Source organism: Staphylococcus durrellii (assembly GCF_015594545.1).
In the GTDB taxonomy this organism is placed as follows: Bacteria; Bacillota; Bacilli; order Staphylococcales; family Staphylococcaceae; genus Staphylococcus; species Staphylococcus durrellii.
Map to the genome: position 1 here is coordinate 2,191,278 of NZ_JADIIO010000001.1, position 14,363 is coordinate 2,205,640.

Genomic DNA, 14,363 nt, shown 5'->3' on the forward strand with positions numbered 1-14,363 from the left:
TAACTCAAAACCCAAAATGTTATTAATCTGTGAGTGTTCTTTCGAACACTAGCGATTATTTTAGTTTGAATTCAAGCTTTTAAAAACTCTAATTCACTCGGTTTTGCTTGGTAAAATCTATTTTTACTTACTTATCTAGTTTTCAATGTACAATCTTTGAATACTCTATGAGCATTCAAAACTGAATACAATATGTCTACGTTATCCCTCTCATCTTCGTAGAAGATGTTCCGAATATATCCTTAGAAAGGAGGTGATCCAGCCGCACCTTCCGATACGGCTACCTTGTTACGACTTCACCCCAATCATTTGTCCCACCTTCGACGGCTAGCTCCATAATGGTTACTCCACCGGCTTCGGGTGTTACAAACTCTCGTGGTGTGACGGGCGGTGTGTACAAGACCCGGGAACGTATTCACCGTAGCATGCTGATCTACGATTACTAGCGATTCCAGCTTCATGTAGTCGAGTTGCAGACTACAATCCGAACTGAGAACAACTTTATGGGATTTGCATGACCTCGCGGTTTAGCTGCCCTTTGTATTGTCCATTGTAGCACGTGTGTAGCCCAAATCATAAGGGGCATGATGATTTGACGTCATCCCCACCTTCCTCCGGTTTGTCACCGGCAGTCAACTTAGAGTGCCCAACTTAATGATGGCAACTAAGCTTAAGGGTTGCGCTCGTTGCGGGACTTAACCCAACATCTCACGACACGAGCTGACGACAACCATGCACCACCTGTCACTTTGTCCCCCGAAGGGGAAAACTCTGTCTCCAGAGTGGTCAAAGGATGTCAAGATTTGGTAAGGTTCTTCGCGTTGCTTCGAATTAAACCACATGCTCCACCGCTTGTGCGGGTCCCCGTCAATTCCTTTGAGTTTCAACCTTGCGGTCGTACTCCCCAGGCGGAGTGCTTAATGCGTTAGCTGCAGCACTAAGGGGCGGAAACCCCCTAACACTTAGCACTCATCGTTTACGGCGTGGACTACCAGGGTATCTAATCCTGTTTGATCCCCACGCTTTCGCACATCAGCGTCAGTTACAGACCAGAAAGTCGCCTTCGCCACTGGTGTTCCTCCATATCTCTGCGCATTTCACCGCTACACATGGAATTCCACTTTCCTCTTCTGCACTCAAGTCTCCCAGTTTCCAATGACCCTCCACGGTTGAGCCGTGGGCTTTCACATCAGACTTAAGAAACCGCCTACGCGCGCTTTACGCCCAATAATTCCGGATAACGCTTGCCACCTACGTATTACCGCGGCTGCTGGCACGTAGTTAGCCGTGGCTTTCTGATTAGGTACCGTCAAGATGCGCACAGTTACTTACGCACATGTTCTTCCCTAATAACAGAGCTTTACGATCCGAAGACCTTCATCACTCACGCGGCGTTGCTCCGTCAGGCTTTCGCCCATTGCGGAAGATTCCCTACTGCTGCCTCCCGTAGGAGTCTGGACCGTGTCTCAGTTCCAGTGTGGCCGATCACCCTCTCAGGTCGGCTACGTATCGTTGCCTTGGTAAGCCGTTACCTTACCAACTAGCTAATACGGCGCGGGTCCATCTATAAGTGATAGCAAAACCATCTTTCACTGTAGAACCATGCGGTTCTACATGTTATCCGGCATTAGCTTCGGTTTCCCGAAGTTATTCCAGTCTTATAGGTAGGTTACCCACGTGTTACTCACCCGTCCGCCGCTAACGTCAAAGGAGCAAGCTCCTTATCTGTTCGCTCGACTTGCATGTATTAGGCACGCCGCCAGCGTTCATCCTGAGCCAGGATCAAACTCTCCATAAAAAATTATGATGTTTGATTAGCTCATAAAATACTAATTTGTGTGTTATCTCTAACACGTTTAAACCAACGATTATATCGTTGCGTTTGGAATTAACGTTGACATATTGCAATTCAGTTTTCAATGTTCATTTGTTTAATCAAAATGATGGTGGAGACTAGCGGGATCGAACCGCTGACCTCCTGCGTGCAAAGCAGGCGCTCTCCCATCTGAGCTAAGCCCCCATTTAGTAAACAAGAGTCGGGAAGACAGGATTCGAACCTGCGACCCCTTGGTCCCAAACCAAGTGCTCTACCAAGCTGAGCTACTTCCCGTATTTAATTAAAAATTTATAAAATGGCGCGCCCGATAGGAGTCGAACCCATAGCCTCTTGATCCGTAGTCAAACGCTCTATCCAATTGAGCTACGGGCGCATTTCATAAAAAAGATGGTGCCGAGGACCGGAATCGAACCGGTACGGTAATTACTTACCGCAGGATTTTAAGTCCTGTGCGTCTGCCAGTTCCGCCACCCCGGCAAAAAAATGGAGCAGAAGACGGGATTCGAACCCGCGACCCCGACCTTGGCAAGGTCGTATTCTACCGCTGAACTACTTCTGCATATCCAAAATAACTTAATGATTTTGAATCTGGATGAGCCATAGAGGATTCGAACCTCTGACCCTCTGATTAAAAGTCAGATGCTCTACCAACTGAGCTAATGGCTCATGAGATGGTGCCGGCCAGAGGACTTGAACCCCCAACCTACTGATTACAAGTCAGTTGCTCTACCAGTTGAGCTAGGCCGGCACAATATCAAATTGAGAAATGGTGGAGAATGACGGGTTCGAACCGCCGACCCTCTGCTTGTAAGGCAGATGCTCTCCCAGCTGAGCTAATTCTCCGATTTGTTTATTGCCTGGCAACGTCCTACTCTAGCGGGATGTAAATCCGACTACCATCGGCGCTAAGGAGCTTAACTTCTGTGTTCGGCATGGGAACAGGTGTGACCTCCTTGCCATTGTCACCAGACAAATTAACTTACTTTATTAATAATACACATTTTATTTATTGTTTTCAATAGTCAATTTTACACTTTGAAATTACAACTGAGTTATGTATAAAAAGTACGAACAGATCTTCAATCGCTTGTTTTTTGCGACTTTTATATAATACTTGATTTCGTAATACTTGTCAATGCTTTTTTAACTGAATTTTATTCTTTATATTATGTATTAGTCATATTAAACACTTTTTTCTCGACTTGAATAAGTCTATCACAGATTCGTATATATTTCTATTCCTTTTTCAACTACAATTTTATCTTAATTGTGTAAATATGCGCACAAAGTATATTTTAAAGCTTGTTGTTTTTGCAAAAAGAAGATTTAAAAAATAAAAAACAGTTCTCATCCCAAAATTTTGGGAAGGAACTGTTTTTATTAATTATTTTTGTCTCATATAAGGGAACAATAATACGTCTCTAATTGAAGCTGAGTTTGTTAATAGCATTACAAGTCTATCGATACCTATACCAAGTCCACCTGTTGGAGGCATGCCGTATTCTAATGCTTCAATGAAATCCTCGTCCATTTCATGTGCTTCGTCATTACCTTGAGCTTTTTCAACTAATTGAGCCTCAAATCTCTCTCTTTGATCTATTGGATCATTAAGTTCAGTAAATGCATTGCCATGCTCTCTACCTACTATGAACAATTCAAAACGATCAGTAAATCTTGGGTCTTCTGGATTTTTCTTAGCTAATGGAGAAATTTCAATTGGATGTCCATATATAAATGTAGGTTGAATTAATGTTTCTTCAACTTTTTGTTCAAAAAACTCATTCAAAATATGTCCATATTTCATTGATTCTGTAATATCAATCCCATGTTCTTTAGCTAAATTTTTCGCTTCTTCTGTAGTTTCGACTTCATAAAAGTTTACTCCAGTAACTTCTTTAACTGCATCTACCATGTGTACACGATTCCAGCTTGATTCTAAATCAATAGTGTCTTCTCCATATTGAACTTTTGCAGTTCCTAATACATTTTGAGCAATTTCTCTAATCATAGATTCTGTTAAGTCCATGATATCAACATAGTCAGCGTAAGCTTCGTATAATTCAATCATAGTGAATTCAGGGTTATGTCTAGTAGACACGCCTTCATTTCTAAATACGCGTCCAATTTCGTATACCTTTTCAAGTCCACCTACAATTAAGCGTTTTAAATGTAATTCAATGGCTATACGCATATATAACGTAGCGTCTAGTGCATTATGGTGCGTTACGAAAGGTCTCGCTGCAGCACCACCAGCGATTTGGTGCATCATTGGTGTTTCTACTTCTAAGAAACCTTTTTTATTTAAGTAGTTACGCATTTCTTGCAAAATTTTACTGCGATTAATAAATGTTTGCGTACTATCTTGGTTCGTAATTAAGTCTAAGTATCGTTGACGGTAACGTTGTTCTATATCTTGTAGGCCGTGGAATTTATCTGGTAATGGTCTTAATGCTTTAGTTAATAAAGTAAAAGATTTAGCTTTTACAGATAATTCACCTGTATTTGTTTTGAACATTACGCCTTCAACACCAACAATATCTCCTAGGTCAGTCCCTTTCCATAAATCAAATTGTTCTTCTCCAATTTGGTCTTTTCTTACGTATATTTGAATTTGGCCAGTTAAATCTTGCACATGTGCAAAGCCCGCTTTACCTTTACCTCTTTTTGTCATTAAGCGTCCAGCGATTACCACACTGCTCTCATCTTCTTTGTCATGTAATTCTTCTTTAGATAAATGATCCCACTCTTCATGTAATACTTCTGCTGTAGCTGAACGGTCGAATCGTTTGCCGAATGGATCGACACCTAAATCATATAGTTCTTGCATTTTTTGACGACGGACCTGCATTTGGTCATTCATTTCTTCTGACATTAACTTTCTCTCCTTTATGCTTGTTGTTCTATTTTGTCATTAGACATTTTTTAGCTTGGAATTCTTGTAATATAACTATCATTCTTGTTCTGTTTCGGCTTAGTCTTACTATTTTCTTGCCACGCCGTTAATACGAACACCTTTTAGATACCTTGAATCATGTTTAAGTATTTCCATAGCGCCAGCTTTTCATTATTTAATTCTACTAAACGATGTCAATGTAATAAAGCAATTTTCACTTTATTTTGTAGAGTTAGTTCAATAATGATTTTTCAGCTTCTAAATAACGGACTGTACTTAGTATTATTAAATTAAGTTACTTTGTCATTTACCATTTATTCTTCACACTGTGGCTATACCAAATTCTTTACAGCATGTCTGAAAACAAAGTTAAAAACATTATTTATTAGACTCTCATTGTTTATACTTCTTGACTGTATCATCGGGTATAACTAGGTCAGCAATACTCAGTTGCGTGTGTGGTTCTACGACATTTGCTGCTATATCGTTTAAAGGCGTTAAGACAAATGCTCTTTCCCTCATTCTCGGGTGAGGGACTGTCAAAGTTTCTTCTTCAATAATTTCATTCTCATATAATAGAATATCTACGTCTAACGTTCTTGGTCCCCAACGAACATCTCTGACACGATGTAGTTGATGTTCAGTATAAAAGCATTGCTGTAACAATTGTTGTGGTGTAAGTATTGTCTTTACTTCAATACATAAATTTAAAAAGTATGGTTGCTCTACGTAACCCACTGGCTCAGTTTCATAAACTGGTGATATTTGTGAAACTTGCACACCATCCGCATTATCCAAAATCTTTATAGCAGACTCTAATTGTTCTAACCTATCTCCTACATTGCTACCCAAACCTAAATATGCCGTTTTCATCAATGATTTCCCCTAACGATTTCTATACCTACACCGTCATAATGACCTTGTATTGGAGGATTTGCTTTAGTTATTCTCACTTTAGTTTCCATTACACGATTATAGTGTGAATTTATACGTTTTGCAATACGTTCAGCTAGATGCTCTAATAAGTTTACCGGTGAACCTTCCATAATAGCTTTAACATCCTCGAAGACCTCACCATAATGTACAGTATCTAATACATCATCGGATTCCCCTGCTTCTTTTAAATCTATACTCAGCGTAATATCTACAATAAAGATTTGACCTATTTTATTTTCTTCAGGTAATGCACCATGATACCCATAAAACTGTAAGCCTTTAAGAAAAATCGTGTCGCTCATCTTCATTCTCCTTTAAAAAATCCATACTTTGACCAATACGTACATTTAATCCTACATTGTGAACTCTTACGCCACTAATGCCTTTCATTATACCATATGCAGTCGTAGCTGCTGTTGCTTCGTCACGTTCAGTTGGCGCTGTATTTTGACCAATCATTTCTTTAACGAATCGTTTTCTACTTGTAGCCAGTAACACTGGATATTCTGTCGCTACTAATTCGTCTAGCCTAGCCATTACTTCTTGTTCTTCCTGGCGTGTTTTCGCAAATCCAATACCAGGGTCTAGCCATATTTTGTGTTTTGGTATACCGGCCATTTCGGCTTTATTGGCTTGTTTTAATAAGTATACCAACATCTCATCCATTACAGGCTCATTTCTTTTACCATCGCCATTGTGCATTAATACAATTTCACATTCATATTTTGCAACAACATCAATCATTTTACCATCATATAACCCGGCCCATTGATCGTTTATCATTGTTACGCCTGCTTGTATAGCTGCTTCAGCTACCTCACTTCTAAAAGTATCAACTGACAATTGAACATCATAATGCATCAATGCTTTAATAACAGGAATAACTCTATTTATTTCTTCTTCTATAGAAACTTCTTCGTGACCAGGTCTCGTCGAAACGCCGCCAACATCAACAATATCTACACCTTCGTCAATCATCGCCTCAACACGTTTCATTGCTGCTTCTACTTTATTAAATTGTCCCCCATCTGAAAAAGAATCTGGTGTTACGTTTAAAATGCCCATGATTTTAGTATGACTCACAGTGCCCTTCCTTTCATTTACAGAAATTTACTAACTAAATGAAACATTATTATGTTTATGATAACGCGATTTATTGTTTTTTTCAGTATGAAATGCTTATAAGTTTTAGCTTTATACAGTATTTATATAAATAAAAAACCGAACACTTTATTAGAAGTGTCCGGTTAAAATCTATATCAATGATTATATTACTCGAAAGAATATAATGGTGTTGATAAATAACGTTCACCATTACTTGGTAATACTGTAACTACAGTTTTGCCTTTACCTAATTCTTTAGCTTTTTGAATAGCAGCGTGAATAGCAGCACCTGAAGAAATTCCACCTAAAATACCTTCTTCTTTAGCAACTTTACGAGACATATCCATTGCAGTTTCATTACCAACTTTAATAATGTCGTCATAAACTTCTGTATCTAATGTATCAGGTACAAATCCTGCACCTAAACCTTGTAATTTATGAGGTCCAGGTTCTCCACCACTTAATACAGGCGAATCTTCTGGTTCGATAGCTACTAATTGAATTTCAGGGTATTTTTCTTTAAGGACTTTGCCAACGCCAGTTAAAGTACCGCCAGTACCTACACCAGCTAAGAATGCATCGATTGTTTTGCCTTCGAATTGTTTAACTAATTCTGGACCCGTAGTTAATTCGTGGATACGAGGGTTAGCTGGGTTTTCGAATTGTTGTGGTTCAAAGTAACCATGTTCTTCTTTTAATTCTTTAGCTTTTTTAATAGCGCCTTTCATTGCTTCTGATCCAGGTGTTAATACAACTTCTGCACCGTAAGCTTTTAATAAGTTACGACGCTCTTGACTCATTGTTTCTGGCATAGTAAATACAGCTTTATAACCTTTAGCTGCACATACGAACGCTAGACCAATTCCAGTGTTACCACTTGTTGGTTCTACAATAGTGTCACCTGGTTTAATTTTGCCATCTTTTTCAGCTTGTTCAATCATACCTAACGCAATACGGTCTTTTACTGAGCCACCTGGATTTTGATATTCAAGTTTAACGTAGATATCAGCTGCGTCTTCATCCACAACTCTATTTAGTTTAACTACAGGTGTATTGCCGATTACTTCTACAATGTTTTCAAAACGATTGTTTGTCATAAGAAACGCTCCTTTGTTTATAAAAGTTAAAACTTACTTTTTCTCTCGGATATATTTCTATTTTATCAGATTTTTCAGCAAATACAACTTTAAGCTACTATAGAGCTAAATTATTATTTAATTTTAATAATTTTTAATGAATTTTAGTTTTGGATTAACGCTTGTAATTCTTCTTCACTGTATTCATATTTACTGCGACAGAAATGACATTCAGCTTCTGCACCGTGGTCTTCTTCAATCATACTATTGATTTCAGCTTCACCTAAACCTTTAATTGCATTTAAGAATTTATCATGTCCGCAATTACATTCAAATCGAGTAGGTAATTTTTCTAAGATTTGAACATTAGATTCACCTAAAACTTCATACAACAGTTCTTCTGGTGATAAACCTTGATCTATAAGTTTAGAAACAGGCGTCATATTATTAATAGCTTCTTCTAATTTATTTATTGTTTCGTCTTTGGCACCAGGCATAACTTGAATAATAAAACCACCAGATGCTTTGATAGAATTGTCTGGGTTAACTAATACACCTAAGCCAACTGAAGAAGGTACTTGTTCACTTTTTGCAAAGTAGTATGTGAAATCGTCGCCTACTTCTCCAGACACAATGGGACTTGAACCTGAGAAGTAATCTTTCATTCCTACGTCTTTTACTACAGTTAATGAACCATCGGTTCCAACTGCTCTACTTACATCTAATTTTCCAATGTTATTTAAAGGAAAATGAGTTTGCGGATTAGTCACATATCCTCTAACGTTCCCTTTAGCATCTGCATCAGCTATTACTTTGCCTATTGGCCCTTGTCCATCTAAAGTAACAGTTAATTTTTGGTCACCTTTGAGCATTGCCCCCATCATAACTGTCGCAGTCATCGTACGACCTAATGCTGCAGATGCAGTCGGCCAAGTGTAATGTCTAGTTTGTGCTTCTTGTACTGTTTCAGTTGTTAATGCGCTGTAAGCTCTTATTTGTCCATCATATGCGAGTGCTTTAACAATGTAATCTTTTGTCATTCTTTTTTCTCCTTTATTTTTATAAGTTTAATGTTTCGTACAATCACTTTTATTTTACATTCAATATATTGTAATAGCTTATAAGTGAAATTGCCATCTATTTGTTTTAACCCTAATAATTCAACACAAAAATAAAAACTCCTCTTCTACTATTCAATTAATTAGTAGAAAAGGAGTCACTTGATAAATTAACTTCTATTGCTAGGATCGTTTGGGTCACTTGGATTACTAGGTTTATCTATGTTTGGTGCTTGTTCATGACCAGTTTGTTCATCATGTTGTTGATCATCGCTAGCATTTTCGTCGTTGTCTTTATCCTCTCGATTTTGTTGTTCGTCTTTATTCGTTAATTCATGTTGTTCCTCACGGATGTCATCATAAGATTTACCATATTTTCCTTCTTGGAAATCTGGATCTTCTTTGTCAGCAACTTTCGCCTCATCATAATTAACTTCTGGTAATACACCATCGTTAAATAATGATTTAATTTGCTCAGCAACTAATGTTTCTTCAGTTAGTAATGTTTTAGCAATTAATTCTAATTGTGATTTGTGTTCTAATAAGATTTCTTTTGCACGTGCATATTGTTCTTTCACAATACGTTGAACTTCTTTGTCAATTTCATATGCGATTTGACCAGAGTATTCTGTTTCGCCTTGCATATCTTTACCTAAGAACACTTGTCCGCCACTACCACTAGAGAATTGTAATGGTCCAAGTTTTTCACTCATACCATATTCAGTAACCATCTTACGCGCAATTTGAGTAGCACGTTCAAAGTCATTTGATGCACCTGTTGATACTTCATTGAAGTTAATGTCTTCAGAAACACGTCCACCAAGTAAACCACAAATTTTATCGAGTAATTCTGGCTCTGTCATTAAGAAGCGATCCTGTTTAGGTAACATCATTGCATATCCACCAGCTTGACCACGTGGCACGATTGTAACTTTGTGCACCACTTCGGCTTCGTCTAATACCATACCTATAATTGTATGTCCTGCCTCATGGTGTGCCACAATGTTTCTTTCTTTTTCGGAAATAACACGTGATTTTTTAGCTGGCCCTGCAATAACACGGTCTGTTGCTTCTTCTATGTCACGCATATCAATTTTCTTCTTACCTTCACGTACAGCAATTAATGAAGCTTCGTTTAATAAGTTTTCTAAATCTGCACCAGAAAAACCAGGTGTTCTTTGAGAAATTGCTTTTAAGTCTACGGTTTCATCAAGAGGTTTATTTTTTGCGTGAACATGCAGAATTGCTTCACGGCCTTTAACATCTGGGCGACCAACTTGAATTTGTCTATCGAAACGCCCAGGACGTAATAATGCCGGGTCTAAAATGTCAGGTCTGTTAGTAGCGGCAATCATAATAATACCTTCATTCTCACCAAAACCGTCCATTTCAACTAATAATTGGTTAAGTGTTTGTTCACGTTCATCGTGACCGCCACCGACACCTGCACCACGTTGACGTCCAACCGCATCAATTTCGTCAATGAAAATGATACATGGTGCATTTTTCTTAGCATTCTCGAATAAGTCACGTACACGGCTTGCACCAACACCAACAAACATCTCAACGAAGTCTGAACCACTGATTGAGAAGAATGGTGTGCCAGCTTCACCTGCAACGGCACGGGCTAATAAAGTTTTACCTGTACCCGGTGGTCCTACTAACAAGACACCTTTAGGAATTCGTGATCCCATTTGTTTAAACTGCTTATTGTCTTTTAAGAAGTCTACGATTTCTATAAGTTCTTGTTTCTCTTCATCTGCACCGGCTACGTCTGCGAAGCGAACACGTTTATTTTGACTATCGTACATTTTTGCTTTGGATTTACCAAAGTTCATCATACGACCGCCACCGCCACCACCTTGTGCTTGGCTTAAGAAGAATATAAACAGTAACGCGATAATTAATACTGGAATTAATGTAGTTAATATACTTACGAATACGCTTTGTTTTTCTTCTTCTTTAACTGTAAATTTTAAATCTTGTTGTTTTTGTGCTGTATCAGTAATTTTTTCTAATTCTTTATTGTTGTTATATAGAATGGTTGAAGAATAATCTTCACCTTTATCGGTTTTACCACTTACCATATAAACATTTTGTTCTGGTTGTATTTTAAGTGATTTCAACTCACCTTTATCAAGTTGTTTCACAAATTGATTATAAGTAAGTTTTTTCGGCATATTGCCATTTCCATTGAGCCATGAAAATAAACCAAAAATTATAACGCCAATGATTGCGATAACTAGCACATTGCGAAAGGCTTTCTGCATGCGTCATTTCCTCCTACTTCAATAATAAAACTAACAAAAATTGTAACACAATAACACATTTAAAGGCTAGTATTTCAACTTTAGTGCTACGCTTACAACCCTTGTTACTTTAGTTTTTTAAATTTTAATATTCTAACAAATTACACACATAATTTATGTAATACTTTTAGTAAATCTTGCACTTTTATTGCATTTTTTTCAAGGCCTGAACATCCAGTATATAACAACATTATTAAAGGATAAATTTTATTGCCTTATTTTGCGTAAATTTCTGGTTTCAATGTACCAATGTAAGGTAGATTACGATATAGTTCTTTATAATCTAGACCATACCCTACTACAAATTCATCAGGTATTTTCTTCCCAACATATTTTGCTTCAATATTTGCTTTACGACGATTAGGCTTGTCTAGTAATGTTACAATTTCTAACGAATTTACGCGACGAGACTCTAATAATTCAGTTATTGACTTTAAAGTCGTCCCTGTTTCTAGTATATCTTCAATAATCAATACATCTTTACCTTCAATAGAAGAACTTAAGTCTTTTAAAATTTGTACCTCACCAGTAGACTCAATACCACCATGATAGCTTGATACATCCATAAAATCGATTGATAAATGTGTATCAATACGTTTAATTAAGTCAGTCATAAACATAATTGAGCCTTTTAATATACCAATACATACAAGTGGTTTATTTTGATAATCTTTTGTAAGTTGCATCCCTAAATCTTTACAAATTGATTGTATAACCTCTTCTGTAAGTAAAACTTCCTTCAAATCATCATGCATTTCCATGTTCATCTCCCATATTTTTAATCTTCATTGTTTGCTTGTGACTGTCCTTTATAAATAAAGTGCCTACTGCAATAATTTCATTTTGTTGATTGATGATAATAGGTATTCGATTGCGTTCATGCGTCATAATTTTATGATCAATCATCAATCTGCTTACCTTCTTATGACCTTCTACTCCATTTAGCTTAAACTTATCGCCGTTTTGTCGCGTTCGTACAATTAATGGGAATTGATGTTTTGGCATTGCTTTATTTATCTCGATACTATAGTATCCAAATTGATACATGTCTGGTTGAGAAATCGTTAAAGTTCTTAATTGCTGGCTATATTTTGCCATTATAATAAATTTATCATATGCAATATGAATTATCCATTTATCCGATGAATATAATACTGATTGACTAACACTTTCGCTTAGTTGTCGTAACCAATCGTCATATGTTTTTTCTGAAAAGATTAACCCAGTTTGCAATTTTTTAAAAGCTTCATCAAGCACTGCTATTTGTAAAGACCTATTTAATGCATTGAATTCAGACCGTGAAATAGATATGGCAGAACTCAAATGCTCATCTTTACTACTTTGCAAAAATACTTGAGCCATCGCTTGCAAATTAATTAATTGTTCGTCATGCCATTCTTTTAATTTAAGTAATTGGTGAGGATTGAGTTGCTCATTTTGCTCAATACTTGGCAACACACGATTGCGTATATCGTTACGAACATAGTCATTTAGAACATTCGTCTCATCTTCATAAAATGGAATATGATGTTGTAGCTGATAACTTATCAATTGTTGTTTAGCTACATTTAGTAATGGACGTACAATTTTATAGCCGTCTCTCCAACTTACATTAGCTATGCCTAAGCTACTGCGCGTCGATTTACCTGTCATTAGCCGATAGAAGATAGTCTCAATTTGATCATCTTTGTGATGTGCAGTTAATAATACATCTGCATCTAACTCTTTCATTTGTTGATCAAACCAATTATAACGCAATGTTCTCGCGTCATTTTCAATACTTTTACCTTCATCGACCAAACTACTTAAATCTAAAGTTGTTGTATATAGAGGAATATGCAAAGATTGACAATATTTTTTAATAAACTTTTCTTCTTCGGCTGAAGCAGCTCTTAATCCATGGTTAACATGTAAACAACTAAGTTTCCTATAACCGGACTTCAAAGCATTGTTAAGTAAATGAAGCAATACCATACTATCTATACCTGTAGATACTGCTAGAACTATATGGCTATTTTCATTCCATTCAGTAGTATTTACTTCCATTACTTACACCTCCTCACAACAACCTCACATCAAGGCACCATCCATATTCACTTAAATACTATCTTATATTGTACTATATTTTTAAATAAAAATAGACTGTTCCTTCAATCAAGAAACAGTCTGTGATTGTTAACGTTAAAGATAACTTCAAAGTCTATAAATTAACTTTAACCTATATTGTAAACTTAAAATTTATATTAACGTCTAGCTCCGCGTCCACCGCGTCTAGACTCAGTTTGACGTTTAATAGATGTGAGTTTATCTTCGCTATCTTTTAAGAAATTATTTAGTTTTTTCTCAAAATCTTCTGGTTTGGGTTGGTCTTGTTTATGACTCGGTTTATTTTGCGGTTTACGAGGTTGGTCTTTTGCTTTCTTAATAGAGAGACTGATTTTACCATCATCAGCAATTGTAAGTACTTTAACTTCAACTACATCCCCAACAGATAAATGATCTTCTACATTTTCAACATAGTTATCTGCCACTTCACTTATGTGAACTAAGCCACTTTTTCCTTCAGGTAGTTCAACGAATGCGCCGAACTTTTTAATACCAGTGACTTTACCTTTAAGCTTATTTCCTACTTCGATTGACATATTGTAAATAAATCCTCCCGATTTGATTCGATTTTAATCTTATTATATTCCTGTTCACTGAATTTAACAATAGTATTTGAATTAAATAAAAAAATTCTTTATTTATCTTGTTTAGATCCTTTTTCTTGCTGTTTTGACTTGTCACCAGGCAACTTAAATATCATTTCTCCGTCGTTACTTAAATAATAATCATCGCGCGCAACTTTCTCTATATAATCCTTGTTATTTAGGTTATTGAGTTCTTCTTTCAGTGCAAGTTCTTCATCTTGTTGCTTTTGATATTTTTGTTCTTTGTGTTGCCTTTCTACCGTTGCTTCGTCATTACTCTTCATTTGTGTGACAAGCATGATTGAGAGAATGATGATGATTGCTACTAAAATACCACCAAACAAAGTAATTCGTTTACGTACAACACGGCGTCTTAAATTTTGCTTTTGCTTCTTCTTATTTTCGGAAGATGTATAAGTATTGCCTATGTTTTCAACTTTTTTACTCATAGCTTGCCACC

11 protein-coding genes, 8 tRNA genes and 2 rRNA genes are annotated in these 14,363 nt (G+C 36.7%); all 21 read right to left on the bottom strand.

Going from position 1 to position 14,363, the window contains the following annotated elements; all coding sequences use genetic code 11:
- Positions 1–246: 246 nt before the first annotated feature.
- The 21 genes from ISP02_RS10590 to ISP02_RS10690 all read right to left on the bottom strand — a co-directional run bounded on the left by ISP02_RS10590 (position 247) and on the right by ISP02_RS10690 (position 14,352).
- Positions 247–1,798, bottom strand: a 16S ribosomal RNA gene (locus ISP02_RS10590).
- Between the two features lie 146 nt (positions 1,799–1,944).
- Positions 1,945–2,020, bottom strand: a tRNA-Ala gene (locus ISP02_RS10595).
- Between the two features lie 16 nt (positions 2,021–2,036).
- Positions 2,037–2,110: transfer RNA gene (locus ISP02_RS10600), tRNA-Pro, on the bottom strand.
- A gap of 23 nt (positions 2,111–2,133) precedes the next feature.
- Positions 2,134–2,210, bottom strand: a tRNA-Arg gene (locus tag ISP02_RS10605).
- A 15-nt stretch (positions 2,211–2,225) separates the two neighbouring features.
- Positions 2,226–2,314: transfer RNA gene (locus ISP02_RS10610), tRNA-Leu, on the bottom strand.
- A gap of 7 nt (positions 2,315–2,321) precedes the next feature.
- A tRNA-Gly gene (locus ISP02_RS10615) sits at positions 2,322–2,396 on the bottom strand.
- Between the two features lie 34 nt (positions 2,397–2,430).
- Positions 2,431–2,503, bottom strand: a tRNA-Lys gene (locus ISP02_RS10620).
- A gap of 6 nt (positions 2,504–2,509) precedes the next feature.
- Positions 2,510–2,585 (bottom strand) — tRNA-Thr (locus tag ISP02_RS10625).
- Positions 2,586–2,604: 19 nt separating this feature from the next.
- A tRNA-Val gene (locus ISP02_RS10630) sits at positions 2,605–2,680 on the bottom strand.
- A gap of 12 nt (positions 2,681–2,692) precedes the next feature.
- Positions 2,693–2,807, bottom strand: a 5S ribosomal RNA gene (gene rrf, locus ISP02_RS10635).
- Between the two features lie 414 nt (positions 2,808–3,221).
- Entirely contained in the window at positions 3,222–4,709 is a 1,488-nt protein-coding gene (lysS, locus tag ISP02_RS10640) for a lysine--tRNA ligase (protein ID WP_195721527.1), read from the bottom strand.
- Positions 4,710–5,123: 414 nt separating this feature from the next.
- Complete coding sequence (gene folK, locus ISP02_RS10645) at positions 5,124–5,603, bottom strand: 2-amino-4-hydroxy-6-hydroxymethyldihydropteridine diphosphokinase (protein ID WP_195721528.1); 480 nt, start codon at positions 5,601–5,603, stop codon at positions 5,124–5,126.
- A complete protein-coding gene (gene folB / locus ISP02_RS10650) occupies positions 5,603–5,968 on the bottom strand; it encodes a dihydroneopterin aldolase (RefSeq protein ID WP_195721529.1) in 366 nt (121 codons plus the stop codon). Before folB ends, folK begins: the two co-directional genes overlap by 1 nt.
- A complete protein-coding gene (gene folP / locus ISP02_RS10655; protein WP_195721530.1) occupies positions 5,946–6,749 on the bottom strand; it encodes a dihydropteroate synthase in 804 nt (267 codons plus the stop codon). The genes folB and folP overlap by 23 nt, the downstream gene beginning before the upstream one ends.
- 188 nt (positions 6,750–6,937) lie before the next feature.
- Positions 6,938–7,867: a cysteine synthase A gene (gene cysK / locus ISP02_RS10660; protein ID WP_195721531.1), complete on the bottom strand. Its 930-nt coding sequence runs from the start codon at positions 7,865–7,867 to the stop codon at positions 6,938–6,940.
- A 143-nt stretch (positions 7,868–8,010) separates the two neighbouring features.
- A complete protein-coding gene (hslO, locus tag ISP02_RS10665) occupies positions 8,011–8,886 on the bottom strand; it encodes an Hsp33 family molecular chaperone HslO (RefSeq protein WP_195721532.1) in 876 nt (291 codons plus the stop codon).
- Positions 8,887–9,074: 188 nt separating this feature from the next.
- Positions 9,075–11,174, bottom strand: a complete 2,100-nt coding sequence (gene ftsH, locus ISP02_RS10670) for an ATP-dependent zinc metalloprotease FtsH (RefSeq protein WP_195721533.1) — start codon at positions 11,172–11,174, stop codon at positions 9,075–9,077.
- Between the two features lie 254 nt (positions 11,175–11,428).
- Positions 11,429–11,968 carry a hypoxanthine phosphoribosyltransferase gene (gene hpt / locus ISP02_RS10675; RefSeq protein ID WP_195721868.1) on the bottom strand — a complete coding sequence of 180 codons (540 nt, stop codon included), beginning with the start codon at positions 11,966–11,968 and terminating at the stop codon, positions 11,429–11,431.
- A complete protein-coding gene (tilS, locus tag ISP02_RS10680; RefSeq protein WP_195721534.1) occupies positions 11,961–13,259 on the bottom strand; it encodes a tRNA lysidine(34) synthetase TilS in 1,299 nt (432 codons plus the stop codon). Before tilS ends, hpt begins: the two co-directional genes overlap by 8 nt.
- 197 nt (positions 13,260–13,456) lie before the next feature.
- The gene (locus ISP02_RS10685; protein WP_195721535.1) at positions 13,457–13,855 is read right to left on the bottom strand and encodes a S1 domain-containing RNA-binding protein; all 399 of its coding nucleotides are present in this window, start codon (positions 13,853–13,855) and stop codon (positions 13,457–13,459) included.
- A 98-nt stretch (positions 13,856–13,953) separates the two neighbouring features.
- On the bottom strand, positions 13,954–14,352 hold the full coding sequence (locus tag ISP02_RS10690) for an FtsB family cell division protein (RefSeq protein ID WP_195721536.1): 399 nt from the start codon (positions 14,350–14,352) through the stop codon (positions 13,954–13,956).
- Between the last annotated feature and the right edge of the window lie 11 nt (positions 14,353–14,363).